Consider the following 14,732-nt stretch of genomic DNA (forward strand, 5'->3'; position numbering starts at 1 on the left):
CGATGCCGGCAAACTGGACGAAGCGGATCATAGGCATTGTTATCGTCAGCGCGATCGCCGCGCTGTTGGCGTGGTTTGCCTGGCCGCGGCCGCTCGCTGTCGATCTTGCAACCGTCGCAAGAGGGCCGCTCGAAGTAACCGCCGACGACGACGGCAGGACCAATGTGCGGCACATCTACACGGTATCAGCGCCTGTTGGCGGCAAGGTTCTAAGAATTTCCCACCCTATGGGTATGAAGGGTTCCTCGCTCCATGTCGGAGACCAGGTGACCGCCAACGAGACCGTCGTCGCGCTCATGCAGCCGACGCCGCCGAGCTTTATCGACGTGCGCTCTCGCGATCAGCTTGAAGCGGAGGTGATCGCGGCGGACGCTTCAATCCAGCAGCAAGCTGCCGAAATCCGTCGGCTCGAAGCTGCGCTCGATTTTGCCCGTACGGAATTCCAGCGAGCGCAGGCACTGGCGCGGACGCAAACGATCTCCACTCAGGCCTTTGACAAAGCTAGATTTGAAGTCGCCAGCAACGAAGCCGCGCTGGCGAGCGCGAAGGCCCAACTGGACTTCCGCCGCAACATGCGGACAAGCCTCGCCGCACGATTGATCGACCCATCCAACGTGGCTGCGCCGACAGATCCGGCGTGCTGCGTGCGGGTGCTTGCTCCGGCCAGCGGGCGGATCCTGAAGATCGTACAGGATAATGAAACGGTGGTTCCGCCTGGTGCGCCGTTGGTCGACATCGGTGATCCGAACGACCTTGAGATCGTATGCGATCTGCTGTCCACCGACGCGGTGCAGATCAAGGTCGGTGCGCCGGTCCGGATCGACGGGTGGGGCGGCCCGGCGGTTCGGGGCAAGGTGGTCCGTGTCGATCCGGCCGGTTTCCTCAAGGTGTCGGCCCTCGGCATCGAGGAGCAGCGGGTTCGCGTTACCATCGACTTCGTCGACCCGCCGGAGCTTTGGTCCCGGCTGGGGCACGATTACCGGGTCATCGTACGTGTAACCATCTGGAGCGCGGATGACGTTCTGACGGTGCCCGTGAGTGCGTTGTTTCGAAAGGGAGAAGACTGGGCGTTGTTCGCTGTCGAGGACGGCCGCGTGCGTCTAACGTCGGTCAAGATAGGCCATCGCAACAACCGCATGGCGGAAGTGCTGGAGGGCTTGGCCGCGGGACGACAGGTGGTTCTCCATCCCAGCGATAAAATCTCTGATGGGGTCCGCGTTGCCCAAAGGTAGGCTTGGCAATTAACCTCTTTGTTCGCTCTCACATGGTTTGACGATCGATGAAGACCCTAACCCCGAAATTGGTGAAGTGGGCAGTGCTTCTATACGCAAAAAAAGATGGCAAGACCGTGTACCGCCTGGCGCTCCAAGACGTGCCGGTCGACGGATTCTGGTCGATCAGCGTGTACAACCGAAAGGGCTTTTCGAGAAGAACGCGCTCGGCGCCTATTCACTCAACGACCTGACGGCCAAGCCGGCCGCGAGCGGTGTCCACACGATCTAGTTCGGCGATTGCCGCATGGATACGCCGAACTGCCTGCCCATCGTGAAGGGATAGAACTTCACCATGCGCCTCTACCGACTGCGCAAGGAAGTTCTCGACGGAAGCTGGAAGGCGCCGGAAGCGCAGCCCGTATTCTGATTACCGCACGCCCTTCCACAGAGCGAGGTTCGCGGCGAGAGGATCGTCAACGATCTCTGACTTCGTATCGAAGTGCATTGTCGGTCTGCGGGCGACATTGTACTTCGGCCAACCACAATCGCCGTTGGAGGCGAATGCCACCCAGGCGCGGTGCATCACGTCCGCAATGGATTGTGGCGGGTCTCGACCGAGAAGCGGCTCCGTTCCGAGGCCGAGCGTGTCGAAAACGAATGGGATCTCTACTGAATGCGCCGCGCCGAGACGTCCTCCGCACTGCGGCGAGCGCCAGGCAAATTCGTACATATAGGTGGAGGCTCGGGCGGCTGATGCATGGGCATCCGCTAGTCGCACAGCGGGGATGCGCCAGTACCAGTCGGTCTGGATGGCTGAGAGAAGTTCGCCGGCACTCGCGCCCGGATGTGCCGCGCGGTAGCCGCTTAAGCCCTCCGTCGGCAAACCATAGGCAACCACCATAGCTAGCAGGGCTTCGTCGGTGATGCGGTCGATGGAGCCATCGATCACGAAGAACAGCCGTGTCTCCTCTGTATTCGATCCCACCAGCAGGTCGATGTCGGCAGCCGTGCCCGCAAAAATGCGTTGGATCGGATGATCCGGGATCGTTTGCCCATCTACCGTTGGCGCCCAAGGTAGGTAGTTGAGCGCCACTTCGCCCCAAAACGCCGGGTCAGGACGATTCAGAAGGTCGTCCCGCATCTTCGCCTGCGCCTGAAGGACACGCTCGGGCGGCGTCGTGGCGATCGCTTCCCTCGTCGCCTCAACCCCCAGAAGCTCTGCCAGCCGCCGACCAATCCGCTCTGCCGTAGCGGCCGAATTGACGTGGGGCGCGTTACCGCTCTGCACGATGGCGCGTCGGAACAGCCGCTTGGCGAGGGGCATCGTGAGGAGCGTAGCGACGCTCATAGCGCCGGCCGACTCGCCGAAGATGGTGACCTTAGCCGGATCGCCGCCGAAGGCTGCGATGTTCTCCTGCACCCATTCGAGTGCAGCGATCTGGTCGAGAAGGCCGAGATTAGCAACTCCATCGCCCAGGTAGAGAAAGCCTTCGGCGCCCACCCGGTAACCGATCGTCACGCACACCACGCCATCACGGGCGAATCGCCCGCCGTCGTAAAAGGGCGTCGCTCCGGTGGCATGGAACTCGAACATACCACCGGGAATCCACAACATCACTGGCAGCCCCGTAGCTCCCACGTCGGGTGTCCAGATGTTGAGCGACAAGCAGTCCTCGCCCGAGCCGACCAACTCGGGAATAGCCTCGGCAATGCCCGGCGGATAAGCCACCTGAGGTGACTTCGGGCCGAACGCCCGCGCATCGCGCACTCCGTCCCAAGGTTTCGCCGGGTGCGGGGGTCGTAGTCGGTTCGCGCCGAACGGCGGCGCGGCGTAGGGCACTCCTTTGAAGGTGGCCACACCATCGCTGACGCAGCCTCGTATTTTACCACGTCTGGTTTCAATGACTGAGTGCATGACCGCGTCTCTCAAAGCACCACACAGTATGCTTGCATGTGCGCGCACTTGGGCGCTTGCGCTAGGTCAATCGCACGGCTGATGCGGAACGTGCGGCGACTTCTGGAACTCTTGAGCCATGCCCACCAAATCGACAATGATCGCTTTTGGGCGCCAAGCAGATGCGGAGCCTTCCAACAGATGCCTGGTTTTGATGAATAACTAGGTCGAGACGGGTCCGACGATATTCGATCCTATTCCCTGCTGCCTCCGCAAAATTCGCTGTGTTCCTAATTGTTTTCCCTAACTCGAGTAGGGAAATGCTAGAAAAGCGGCTACGCGAAGGCCAGTTGCGGCTCCGCAATCGTCTCTGTAAGCCAAAGCTTGCAATTCTCCCTGCAAGATTCCCGTTTGTAGGGAGTCTGGCCCGGAGACCGGTGCGGTCGGCACTGCGTCGCCAGGACCGCTTCACCGCGCTTACGCTCTAGATGTGGAGCCTCAACAGGTTGTTCCCGGTTAGAGCGAGTCTGCTGATGGGTGGCATCGCGCCGATACTGCCATGAGGGCGATGCCAATTGTAGCGGTGAAGCCATCTTGGCAGTTCGGCGGCGCGTTCTCCTGAGGTGTTGTAGGCGCGGGCATAAGCCCACTCGCGCAAGCTGGTCTGAATGAAGCGTTCGGCCTTACCGTTGGTCTTCGGCGTGTATGGCTTGGTGCGAATGTGCTTGAGGCCGAGGCGCTGGCAGGCTTTGCGGAAGGCGCGCGATTTATAGCAAGAACCGTTGTCGGTCATCACCCGCTCGACCCTGACGTCCAGGCTGGCGTAGTAAGCGATCGCAGCTTTGAGGAAGGCCACGGCGCAACCCTGCCGTTCGCTCTTCATGACCTTGCTGAAGGCGATCCGGGAAGCATCGTCGATACAGACGTGGACGTATTCCCAGCCAGGCCCTTCGCCGCGGGTACGCAGGTTGCTCTGACCGGTTCGATCGCCGGTGATGCGATGGCCTACCTGGTTGAACTTGCCGAGCTTTTTGATGTCGATGTGGATCAGTTCGCCGGGATGTTCACGCTCGTAGCGCCGCACCGGTTCGGCCGGTTCCAGGTCGCGCAACCGGTTCAATCCCAGTCGCCGCAGGACACGACTGACAGTCGCCGGAGAGATGCCGAGTTCGGCCGCGATCTGCTTGCCCGTGTGGCGCTGTCGGCGCAGCGCCTCGACCGCAGCGCATGTGGCAGGCAGGGTTTGGCCTGGCAATGAATGGGGCCGTGAGGAGCGATCACGCAACCCATCAACACCTTCCTCCCGGGAGCGCTTGACCCATTTGGCGACCGTCTTCGCTGTGACGTTGAACCGGAGCGCGGCTGCGGCCTTCGTCAGGCCGCCCTCGATCACGCTCCGCACCATGGCCTCTCGACCTTTCGGCGTCAGAGGCGCATTCTTATGGGTGTCCATTCGGTCCTCCGGGGATTGGCTAAAGCTTCGACAACTTCAGCTTCCTCGTTCAGGACTGGATGGACAACCTCCTGAAAGCTCACATCTAGATCACGATCTTTTTGGTGGCGGGGATTCGTTCGCGTGACGCTCATGACTGGCTTCGTGAAATCGTCTCGAATATTGCGCCAGCACAATCTCCGGCGCTTGGACGGTCGCTATTTTTGCTCAGGCTAACCGTTAACGGCAAAAACGCCACGGCCCACATTGGTCCAGGAGGAAAGCGACATGCTCACTACCAACTTGTTTATGTCGGGATTGATTGCGTTCGGCTTGGCGTTGGCCCCGACCGGCGTTGTTGCGGCCGAACCCCACGCCCACGCAGCCACCGTCAAAATCAAGCTCGACAACGGCAAGAAGTGGCCGACCGACGAGGCGTTGCGGCGGGGGATGGGTGAGATCCGCACGGTAATGTCGGAGGCGCTCGCCCCGATCCACGCTAACAAATTCTCTCGTGAAGCCTTCGACAAACTGGCTGGACGCGTGCAAGAGCAGATCGATCATGTCACTGTGAATTGTAAGTTGCCCGAGGAGGCCGACCACCAGCTTCACGTCGTCCTGGAGCAGATCCTCGACGGCATTGCTGTCATGAAGGCGGGCAAAGGGCGCGCCGACGGCGCCGTCAAGATTGTGCAAGCGCTGGAACTTTATGGCTCACACTTCAACCACGTCGGCTGGAAGCCGTTGAAGCACTAGGCCGCAACGCGCGCATTATGCCGCCGGTACCGATGGCCCCGCGAGCTGCGGCTTCGTGCCCGCTTGTGTCACAAGCTGACGAAACCCGTCGCCGTAGTGAATGTGCGCCCTCTCAGTTGCAATCCGGACTTGGAACACTTGCTTAGACCGGATCAGACCAAGAATTTAGCAGATGATAAACAAGACTCATCGTCACACTGTACGCGAGCAACATTACAAGCAAGAGAATTGCTGGGGCCATTCCTAACCCAAGCTTGACAGCGAAAATACCCCGATCAACGAGCGGGAAGAATACAAGCCCCATCGCAATCCAGGCGCAGACGCCAAAGAAGACCCCCTTCCGCCAAGGCTTTTTGCCGGGAAGAAAGCGGTATGCTTGACCAAACACGAACCCCCAGATCATGGCTCCATTCACGAACACTAGCAGCCACGCGACGCCTGGGTGCATTTCGGTACCTGTCAGCCACGACAGGCCCCTCTGAATGTCATCATTGGGGTTGAACTCCGGCAACGGTCCGCTCTTGCCATGGACCAATACAAGGAGCGAGTGCACACTTGCCCCACAAAGCCCAGCAATCAGTGAGTTCCGGATTCTTGTCAGGGATATCCGCGCTCCAGCGCCCGTGACTGCTACCGCCCTCATACACTACCCCTTGATGTTTTCACGGATAACGAAATCCTCCGCTCCCTTCACGCTCCAACGATCAGAGCGGTGATCATCAGGAGCGCTTAGCATACTTCTGGAAGCGGCAGACCATCCGGAGTTCTGTTGTGCTCGGCTAGCGTCCGGAAGTAGGGCGAGCAGCATTTCATATCGACGGTAGGTCGCTCTCGGCTATGAGTTTTCGGTAAAATGCCTGTGTTCCAATGGGCGAAGCGCCGTATTGCGACCACCAAACTGTGATCAGCGAAGGGTGGCACAGGCACCGGACATGTGTGTCTGGTTCCCCGAAAGACGCGAGGGCAATCTGGGTCAGCCCTACCGCCTCATCGAGCCGCGGCACAAACGGCCCGCCTTGGGTTAGGGGGCTGTGGGGCCGCTGGACTAGGGCGCCTTCCTCTTGCGCAGATCATCGCATCGCAGTCCCGATTCGGAGGCGAGATGGCGGAGCCCCGCCAGTCGCATGATAGATTGCGCCGCAAGTCTCTGCGCCAATTCCATGCTGCTTTGGTCGGCTGCTCGATCGGCGTCATCGAGGTAGATGTTGGACAACTGCTCTGCACGGCGCAGCGCACGGCGTTTGATTCCTTCGATCTCAACATTCCCAGACCCCCGTGAGGCCATTGCCCGGCGTTCGGAGCGGGAAGGATATTGAACCCGGATCGAGGATCAAAAGCCGTTCACGCTGAAGCGGGGTAAGGTGCTGCGACCAGGCAATCAAGTTCTTGAGAAGAAGACTCTCCAACATCGCTGCTGAGCAAAGTAACTGCAGTCTTGTCGCCTCTTTGGTAGCAAACGCCATTTTGTGAGGACGTCGCAGCGCCGCGGGCCCTCCCGGCGGAGTCTGCGCGGTTGATTTTGCTCAAGCAGCGAAGTTGCGTTTCGGGAGAGGATCATGAACGTTTAGCCACGGAACCGATCGATGCCGTTTGAGCGCGTCCTGCGGTGGACACTAGTTACGATAGCGGTCGCCGGGCTTACCGCGGGGCTTGCCGCGCATGCCGTTGGCCGACCGGGTTTGGCTGATCTTGCGTGGACGCTCGGCACGGCGCCTGTGATCATCGGACTTGCGATCTCGATCGTCAGGGATTTCCTGGCTGGCCGACTGGGCGTCGACGCGATCGCGTTGTTGTCGATGAGTGCGGCGCTTGTGCTCGGGCAGCCCCTGGCCGCCGCGGTGGTCGCCCTGATGTATTCCGGCGGCAATGTGCTCGAGGAGATTGCGATCGCCCGTGCTGAGCATGATCTGCGCTCACTGGTGGATCGTGCCCCACGCCAGGCACACCGACGAATCGGTGAAGAAATCGAGCAGGTGCCGATCGAAGCGGTCTCCGTTGGCGATCACCTCCTGGTGCGTGCTGGCGAGATCGTGCCGGTGGACGGCGTCGTCTCTTCGATTGCGGCGACCATCGACGAGTCGGCGATCACGGGCGAGCCGATCCCGCTCGCCAAGGTCCGCGGCGCCGCGGTCCTTTCCGGCTCCCTTAATGCAGGCGAAACCTTCGAGTTGACAGCCACTTCGCTCGCCGGCGAAAGCACCTATGCTGGCATCGTACGGATGGTGACGGCGGCGCAGACCGCAAAAGCGCCTTTCGTGCGGCTCGCCGACCGCTATGCCCTGATTTTGCTGCCCGTGACGCTCGTGGTTGCGCTCGTCGCGTGGCTGATCTCTGGCGATCTCACCCGCAGCCTGGCCGTGCTGGTGGCGGCGACGCCCTGTCCGCTAATCCTGGCAGCACCGGTTGCTTTCATCGCCGGCGTAGCGCAGGCAGCCCGGCGCGGCGTCTTGGTGAAAGGCGGCGGTGCGCTGGAGGCACTGGCGCGTGCGCGTACTGTGCTGTTCGATAAGACCGGCACGCTGACGGTGGGTGGCGCGCGGCTGCTCTCCGTCGAGGCTGCGCCGGGTCAGAGCGCGGAGGAGGTGCTAACGTTGGGAGCCTCGCTCGAGCAGGCTTCGCACCATGTGCTCGCCAAGGCGGTCGTCGCCGCGGCCGTCGAGCGCGGCCTGAAGCTGAAAGTCCCCGAACAAGTCAGAGAGAGCATGGGTGCCGGCTTACACGGTGTCATCGAGGGCCGACAGGTGAGTGCGGGCTCGCGCGAAATGATTCTCTCAAGTGAACGACCGTCGCCATGGGAGCTGCGCGCGATCCGACGCGCCTCGTGGCGATCGGCGCTGATCGTCTTTGTGTCCGTGGACGGGCGCCGGATCGGAGCGCTGCTGTTAGCCGACGAGCTTCGATCTGACACACCGCGAGCGATCCGACTGCTACGAGAAGCAGGCATCGCGCGAATGGTCATGGTCACCGGGGACCGGGCGGCTGCCGCGCAGGCAATCGGGGCAGCGCTTGATCTCGATGCCGTGCTCGCCGACCGCGTACCTTCCGACAAAGTCGAAGCGGTACGCACCGAACAGCGGCTCAATCCGACCATTATGGTCGGCGACGGCATTAACGACGCGCCTGCGCTGGCTGCGGCGGATATAGGGGTCGCACTTGGCGCGCGGGGCGCCAGTGCCTCGTCGGAAGCGGCCGATGTGGTGATCCTCACCGATCGTCTCGATCGCGTCGGCGAAGCGATCACCATCGCGCAGCGGGCGCGGCGCATAGCGGTCGAGAGCATTATCGTGGGCATGAGTTTGTCCCTGCTGGCGATGGGGGCCGCAGCCATCGGCTGGCTCGATCCCGTGCCGGCGGCAATCGTCCAGGAGGTGATCGATGTCGCCGTGATCCTGAATGCGTTGCGCGCCCTGACCCCGGCCCATGGCAGGAGCGGCGGTCGCATTACCTTGGAACAAGGACAGGAGCTGCAGCATGACCATCAAGCCCTGCTCAAGGATCTTGATCGATTGCGCAATATCGTCGACGCGCTCGACGATGCGGCGGCCGAGAAAGGAGCGGCGCTGATCGCGGAAGCCAATGGGCTGGTCCAGAATAGGGTCGTGGCGCATGAGCGCGATGACGAGGGCAGTGTCTATCCGCAGCTCGCTCGGGTGTTGCGCGACCGTCACGGCCTCTCCGCGATGAGCCGGGCGCACCGTGAGATCCTGCACCTCGCACGGCTTTTAGCCCGCGTGGCGGAAGACCTGCCGACCGAGAAGGTCGACCGCTACCTTCTCCGCGACGCACAGCGGGTGATCGAGGCGATCGAGACCCTGGTGCGTATGCATACCGCCCAAGAAGAGGACATCTACGAAGCCGTAGCGTCGCAGGGCGCAGTTTAAACGAACTTCTCAGGCAGGTTGGAAACCCCTTCGCCGAAAAACACGTCTCAGATTTCATATCCTGCAACCGCGACGATGTGGGTTCATCTGTGTCAACCGGTCCTGCGATGCAGGTGGGAAATTACGTCGCCGAGATAATGACTAGAGGCACGCGCAAGAGCCGAGCTGAAGCTTCGGTCGATTCCCTCGATCCATCCTCGGCAATGGAGACTAAACTGCTTTTTCCTACGAGATTTGAGGAGAAGGGCCGTGAATCCAATCAAAATCGCTTCGATACATACGAGCGGTCTTCTTGCGGCCTTTGGGTTTCTCCAGCCAGCGCTCTCTCATAGCGGGACGGCCCAAGACCCCTGGAATCCTGCGCACCTTGAGAGGCTGCCCTTCTGAAATACGGGCGGAAGTGAAAAAATGGGACGTGCTGTGCGGTGGCTCAGTAGCCGCGGCACAACGTTTTGCTCTTTATCTGACCGTTCCGAGCGCCCGGTTCCCAGCTCTCCATTTCGAATGATTTCCGTTGCCGCAATAAGACGGTTCATTGCAGCAGCGCGGGATGCTTGCACGAAGTGTACGTCTCGACTACTGCCGGTATCGTCGTGTGCTTGCCGTACATGCTCATGACGTTCGGTTGTCTTCTTCCAACAATCAAGTTTTCCTTCAACCCCTGGACTTGAATGGTAACAGCCGCGCGCTGCGGTGGAACGGGAGCCGATTTGTCAAACAGTGAGAGTAGTCTTCTTGCTCCGACGCTAGTTGGAAGATTTTCGCCAATCAAATTGCAAGTTCTCGCACTTTACTTTCGATCAACAACAATCGGTTGACAAAGAGCAGTCGCACGGGATGGCGACGAGCCGCGGGGGACCATCCGCAACGCTCAGCATTGGAAAATCCTAACCGAGCGGTTTGCCGGAGGAGGGATTGACGGGAATGAAATAAAAAGAGCGACGACGACGCATTATCGCTGGCCATGACCATAGGACTGGCTCTGAGCAGACGCGCCGGGCTAGAGCGCCCATCCGAACACGCGTTGCAAAGTCGCCCTGGCGTTTGAATCGAACCAGCGCCCGTGGCTGAGAATAATGCGTTCTGGCTGCCATGACAGCATTCTTTGGGCCGCCGCTCGCGTCTTTCGTTTCTGCAAAAGGAGCGGCAACCGCATGCCGAAAAATATTTGGCCGCGCGGATAGTACATTCCGGTCAGCTTGGCGGCGAACCGCCAGGGCTGCCTGATCTTGTCAAGTTCAAGGTTTATGATGGTGTCAGCCAGTATGAGGGTTTTCGACTCCTTGTGGAAGAAAACCATCTCCCCGAAAATTCCTCCGGGAACGGCGGTCTGATCAATTTCGGCGCGCCATTCCTCCGGCGGTTCGATGCCGATGTCTCTATCGAAATGCACATCGATGCCCCGCGAGCGGGCACGCTTGCGTGCGCGCGGAGAGGCCCAGGCAACCGCATCCGGAAACGCACGCGACCACTCGCCAATGTGCGCGTAATGGAACTGGTTCGGCGATACAAGGTGACGGACTGTGCCCATCGCCTGCAGGCGGTCAGCGAGCGCAGGCTCGAATGCGATGGGGGAGTGGATGAACAGGTCGCCGTTGCCGAGCCGCACCACGGTCATCCGAGTAGTAAACGGCAATGGAAGCCTTACTCCGGCCGTCGTCAAATACTCGAAAGGACCGTCCACGATACCGATATTCCGGGCGACCGGCTTATATTGATTTACAGGTTCGTAGAGCTCTGAGGGGGCATCGGCCATTGTCGTATCGCCAATCAACATGGCTTCGAACTCGATCACGCCGATGATAGCACGTCTAATCCCAATCCCATGCAAGCTTCATTTCGGTGAACCCAAGCCCCCGCATCGCGCGACAGGGTCGATTCTGCTCGGAGCCCGAACGAGACATTTCGGCGACTTCCGCTTTGGCTGATGAACCAGCGTAGGAAACTGTCTCCGAATTGTAGGGCCGCGGGTTATTAGGTCGTGTACTCGGATTAGCCGCGTTCGACGTCCGCTTGTCCCAAAAATCATCCGTTCGGAACGATTTTTGGTTTTAGCATCGGCGCGGGACCACCTCCGGGGGGCGCCCGCCTCGTTCTCCGCTGAAAGCGCGGTGGCGGCGGCGGGACCTACTTCCTGGTCCCGTGCATAAAGGCTTGCATCTCTTCCAGGACGAGCTTGCTATCCTTGTTGCTGTCCATTGCCTTGAAGACTCGTTCGTGGGCCGCCTGAAACTCTGCCAACGAGATGGCTCCGTCGCCATCGGCGTCCATAAGCGCAAACATCATGCGGAACATCATCGGAGGCCCCATCGCGTCCCCGCCCATCCCGCTGCGACCCTTCATACCGCGACCCATCATATCTCCACCGCCCATCATGCCTTGTCGCTCTCCAGACTGGCCTGAAGGAGGTGTCGTTTGCGCTGGCGCCGGTACTTGGTCCGATCCCGGATGATGGGCCCCGTGATCGGATGGTGATTGAGCGAACGCGGAATAGCTCAGGGTAGTAAATAGCAGCGCTGCTGCAATGATTGGACCTCGCATGGCTGTCCCTCCGGCGTTAACCTGAAGTAACAATGATGCCGATCTGGACCGAGTTCGGCTTGAGGCAGATCAATATGCGTGCGCAAGAAACGCCACACGATTGAACATAGCTGGCCGCCGACGAGGGCCAGCTTGCGCCATCGATCGAGACGGAGCGCTTGAGATGGCGTCCATCATGACTGAATCCCTGATCAGGAATCGGCTTGCTTAGAGGTAGGCCTCGGCATCACCTTTCAGTTTCACAGGGATCAGGAGATAGCGCACCCCGTTGGTTTCCTTCGGCGGGAACTTTCCTGCGCGAATGTTGACCTGAATGGAAGGGAGCAAGAGCCGCGGCGCGGACAGCGTCGCATCGCGCTTTGACCGCATGGCGACGAATTCGTCCTCCGTCACACCTTCCTTCACGTGAACGTTCTTTTCGCACTGCTCCTTGACGGTCGTCTCCCATGCAAATTGATCGCGCCCAGGTGCCTTGTAGTCGTGGCACATGAAAAGGCGAGTCTCGGGTGGTAACGCCTGCAGCCGCTTGATAGACCGGTAAAGTTGGTGCGCGTCGCCGCCGGGAAAATCTGCACGTGCCGTCCCGTAATCCGGCATGAACAGTGTGTCGCCGACAAACACCGCATCCTCAACCCTGTAGGAAACGTCCGCCGGCGTGTGGCCGGGCGTGTACAGGACTTCGGCGGTCAGCGTGCCGATCATGAAGTGTTCGCCATCCCTGAACAGATGATCGAAGTCGCTTCCGTCGGTCGTCAGATCGGTCGCATTGAAGACCGGTCGGAAAATCCGCTGAACGTCCTTGATGTGTTCGCCGATGCCGATCTTGGCGCCAGTTTTTGCCTTGATGTAGGGCGCGCCCGACAGATGGTCGGCGTGGGCATGCGTTTCCAGCACCCACTCAATCACATATTCGGCCTCATCGGCCGCTTTCAGCATCGCGCCAACGGAGCGCGTGTCGACAGTTCCATCGTTCTGATCGTAGTCGAGCACGGGGTCGATGATGGCGGCCTTCTTCGTCGTCGAGTCCGCCACCAGGTAACTCACCGTGTTGGTGGGCTCATCGAAGAAGGCCCGGATGATGGGCTGTCTAGTCATGGCTTAATCTCCTCGCAGGACTGAACGCTTCGTGTCTTGACATATATATTAGAAGAAGCTAATTAAGCAACACCGAAAGTAAGAGAGGCTGGGACGTGCCGTCTAAGACCTTCAGTCCACGGGGGATCGAAAAAGCCGCGGCGGATGTTGCGGGCCTGCTGCGCGCCCTCGCCAACGAGCGGCGCCTGATGATTCTCTGCAAGCTTGTCGAATGGGGCGAAGCCAACGTGAACTCGCTTGCGGAGACCGTCGGGCTTTCGCAGTCCGCTCTTTCTCAGCATCTTGCGAAAATGCGCGAGGAGGGACTGGTGACCTACCGCCGCGAGAGCCAGACGCTCTGGTATCGCATCGCGGATCCCCGGATTGAAGAACTCTTAGCCACTCTGCACAAGCTCTACTGCAAGCAACTCAATCGACGCTAAAACACGGAGTTAGTCATGTCGCTTCCAAGAATTAGACCTGCCGAAGCCCTGCGGCTGCTACAGCAGGGCGCAACTCTGGTCGACATCCGAGAGGCAGATGAGCATGCCCGGGAGAAGATCACTGGGGTGCACCATCTGCCGCTATCCAAATTAGACGAGGCTAACCTCGCGCTGCACGAAGGCAAGCCTGTCATCTTTCATTGCAAGAGCGGTGCGCGAACGGTGAGCAATTCGTCCCGGCTCGCACAGAAGGTAGGTGGCTTTTGCGAAGCCTTCATTATCGAAGGCGGTCTCGACGCCTGGAAGAAGGCAGGGCTGCCCGTTGCAGTCGACCGTCGTCATCCGATTGAGCTGCAGCGCCAAGTTCAGATTGTCGCCGGCGGCCTGGCATTTTTCGGAACGATGTTGGGTCTGTTTGTTTCGCCTTGGTTTTTCGCGGTAACTGCGTTCGTCGGCGCGGGATTGATGGTAGCTGGCGCGACTGGATTTTGCGGGATGGCTCGGATCCTCATGCGGGCGCCTTGGAATAGGACGACCTACGACACCCCGGCGCAAGGCAAGACCGTCTAATATTCACGTCCGCGGCCGTCTTGGAGCAATTGGGATGAATTTGAGTTTGATGCAGGCCGCACTTGCGATCGCCTCCGGCTCCGTGGTCGGCTTCTCGCTCGGGCTCGTCGGTGGCGGTGGCTCGATTCTGGCGGTCCCGCTGTTGGTCTATGTGGTCGGGCTGGATGATCCGCATGTCGCGATCGGCACCAGTGCGATGGCGGTTGCGCTGAACGCCGGGGCCAATCTCGCGATGCACGCCCGGTCTGGAAACGTGAAGTGGCGTTGCGCGACCGCCTTCGCGGTGGCCGGTGTCGCCGGTGCATTCCTCGGCTCGACCCTCGGCAAGATGATGGACGGGCAACGGTTACTTGCGCTGTTCGCGGTCCTGATGATGGTGGTAGGTACGTTGATGTTGTGGGATCGCGCACGCATAGGCGATCCGACCGTCAAGTTGTCGCGGGAGAATCTGCCGAAGCTGCTGGGACTTGGTCTGTTGGTCGGATCGCTATCAGGCTTCTTCGGGATCGGAGGCGGTTTCCTCATCGTCCCTGCACTGATGCTGGCAGCCGGGATGCCGATGCTCGATGCAATCGGTTCGTCGCTCCTGTCCGTCACCGCATTCGGTTTAACCACGGCTGGAAACTATGCCTGGTCCGGCCTGATTGACTGGCCGTTGGGCGCGCTCTTTGTGACAGGAGGCGTGCTCGGTGGATTGCTCGGTGCGAATTCGGCAAAATTGCTTGCCAAACGCCGGGGTGTGCTGACGAAGGTGTTCGCATTGCTGATCTTTACTGTGGCGATCTACATGCTGGTCCGCAGCCTCAATCTGATCTGAAGGAAGTTTTTCGAGATACGAGGTCCTTTGTGAGCCGCTGAGCTGGCGAAGGTGACCCGATGAAGTAACCGCCGGAGCAGATCGCGCCGCCCCGGAGCAAAGGGGCGTAT

13 protein-coding genes are annotated in these 14,732 nt (G+C 60.2%); 7 read left to right on the plus strand and 6 right to left on the minus strand.

The annotated features are described in order from the left end of the window. The first annotated feature begins 2 nt into the window (after positions 1-2). The gene (locus ACH79_RS26705; RefSeq protein WP_161853604.1) at positions 3-1,232 is read left to right on the plus strand and encodes an efflux RND transporter periplasmic adaptor subunit; all 1,230 of its coding nucleotides are present in this window, start codon (positions 3-5) and stop codon (positions 1,230-1,232) included. A 409-nt stretch (positions 1,233-1,641) separates the two neighbouring features. Here ACH79_RS26705 and ACH79_RS26710 read toward each other — a convergent pair whose 3' ends face one another. Further along, complete coding sequence (locus ACH79_RS26710; RefSeq protein WP_161853605.1) at positions 1,642-3,129, minus strand: carboxylesterase/lipase family protein; 1,488 nt, start codon at positions 3,127-3,129, stop codon at positions 1,642-1,644. Between the two features lie 463 nt (positions 3,130-3,592). Beyond that, positions 3,593-4,561, minus strand: coding sequence for an IS481 family transposase (locus ACH79_RS26715; RefSeq protein ID WP_161849586.1), 969 nt, complete (start codon positions 4,559-4,561; stop codon positions 3,593-3,595). A gap of 267 nt (positions 4,562-4,828) precedes the next feature. On the opposite strand from ACH79_RS26715, the gene ACH79_RS26720 reads away from it, so the two are divergent. Beyond that, on the plus strand, positions 4,829-5,296 hold the full coding sequence (locus tag ACH79_RS26720; RefSeq protein WP_161853606.1) for a hypothetical protein: 468 nt from the start codon (positions 4,829-4,831) through the stop codon (positions 5,294-5,296). A 142-nt stretch (positions 5,297-5,438) separates the two neighbouring features. Here the strand turns inward: ACH79_RS26720 and ACH79_RS26725 are convergent, their stop codons facing one another. Then, positions 5,439-5,939 carry a DUF6789 family protein gene (locus ACH79_RS26725; protein WP_371419284.1) on the minus strand — a complete coding sequence of 167 codons (501 nt, stop codon included), beginning with the start codon at positions 5,937-5,939 and terminating at the stop codon, positions 5,439-5,441. Between the two features lie 459 nt (positions 5,940-6,398). On the opposite strand from ACH79_RS26725, the gene ACH79_RS26730 reads away from it, so the two are divergent. Continuing rightward, entirely contained in the window at positions 6,399-6,575 is a 177-nt protein-coding gene (locus tag ACH79_RS26730; RefSeq protein ID WP_161853608.1) for a hypothetical protein, read from the plus strand. A 304-nt stretch (positions 6,576-6,879) separates the two neighbouring features. Next, the gene (locus ACH79_RS26735; protein WP_161853609.1) at positions 6,880-9,177 is read left to right on the plus strand and encodes a heavy metal translocating P-type ATPase; all 2,298 of its coding nucleotides are present in this window, start codon (positions 6,880-6,882) and stop codon (positions 9,175-9,177) included. Positions 9,178-10,177: 1,000 nt separating this feature from the next. Here ACH79_RS26735 and ACH79_RS26740 read toward each other — a convergent pair. From ACH79_RS26740 to ACH79_RS26750, 3 genes are all read right to left on the minus strand, one after another. Further along, entirely contained in the window at positions 10,178-10,972 is a 795-nt protein-coding gene (locus ACH79_RS26740) for a DUF4336 domain-containing protein (protein ID WP_246738140.1), read from the minus strand. 332 nt (positions 10,973-11,304) lie between these two features. Further along, complete coding sequence (locus tag ACH79_RS26745) at positions 11,305-11,718, minus strand: EF-hand domain-containing protein (protein WP_161853610.1); 414 nt, start codon at positions 11,716-11,718, stop codon at positions 11,305-11,307. Between the two features lie 207 nt (positions 11,719-11,925). After that, positions 11,926-12,813: an MBL fold metallo-hydrolase gene (locus ACH79_RS26750; protein WP_161853611.1), complete on the minus strand. Its 888-nt coding sequence runs from the start codon at positions 12,811-12,813 to the stop codon at positions 11,926-11,928. A gap of 95 nt (positions 12,814-12,908) precedes the next feature. On the opposite strand from ACH79_RS26750, the gene ACH79_RS26755 reads away from it, so the two are divergent. From ACH79_RS26755 to ACH79_RS26765, 3 genes are read left to right on the plus strand one after another with little or no spacing between them, the layout of a single operon-like run. After that, on the plus strand, positions 12,909-13,235 hold the full coding sequence (locus ACH79_RS26755) for a helix-turn-helix transcriptional regulator (RefSeq protein ID WP_246738141.1): 327 nt from the start codon (positions 12,909-12,911) through the stop codon (positions 13,233-13,235). Between the two features lie 15 nt (positions 13,236-13,250). After that, entirely contained in the window at positions 13,251-13,805 is a 555-nt protein-coding gene (locus tag ACH79_RS26760) for a rhodanese family protein (protein ID WP_161853612.1), read from the plus strand. Positions 13,806-13,839: 34 nt separating this feature from the next. After that, positions 13,840-14,622 carry a sulfite exporter TauE/SafE family protein gene (locus ACH79_RS26765; RefSeq protein WP_161853613.1) on the plus strand — a complete coding sequence of 261 codons (783 nt, stop codon included), beginning with the start codon at positions 13,840-13,842 and terminating at the stop codon, positions 14,620-14,622. Positions 14,623-14,732: the final 110 nt, after the last annotated feature.

Origin of the sequence: Bradyrhizobium sp. CCBAU 051011 (assembly GCF_009930815.1) — a bacterium.
In the GTDB taxonomy this organism is placed as follows: domain Bacteria; phylum Pseudomonadota; class Alphaproteobacteria; order Rhizobiales; family Xanthobacteraceae; genus Bradyrhizobium.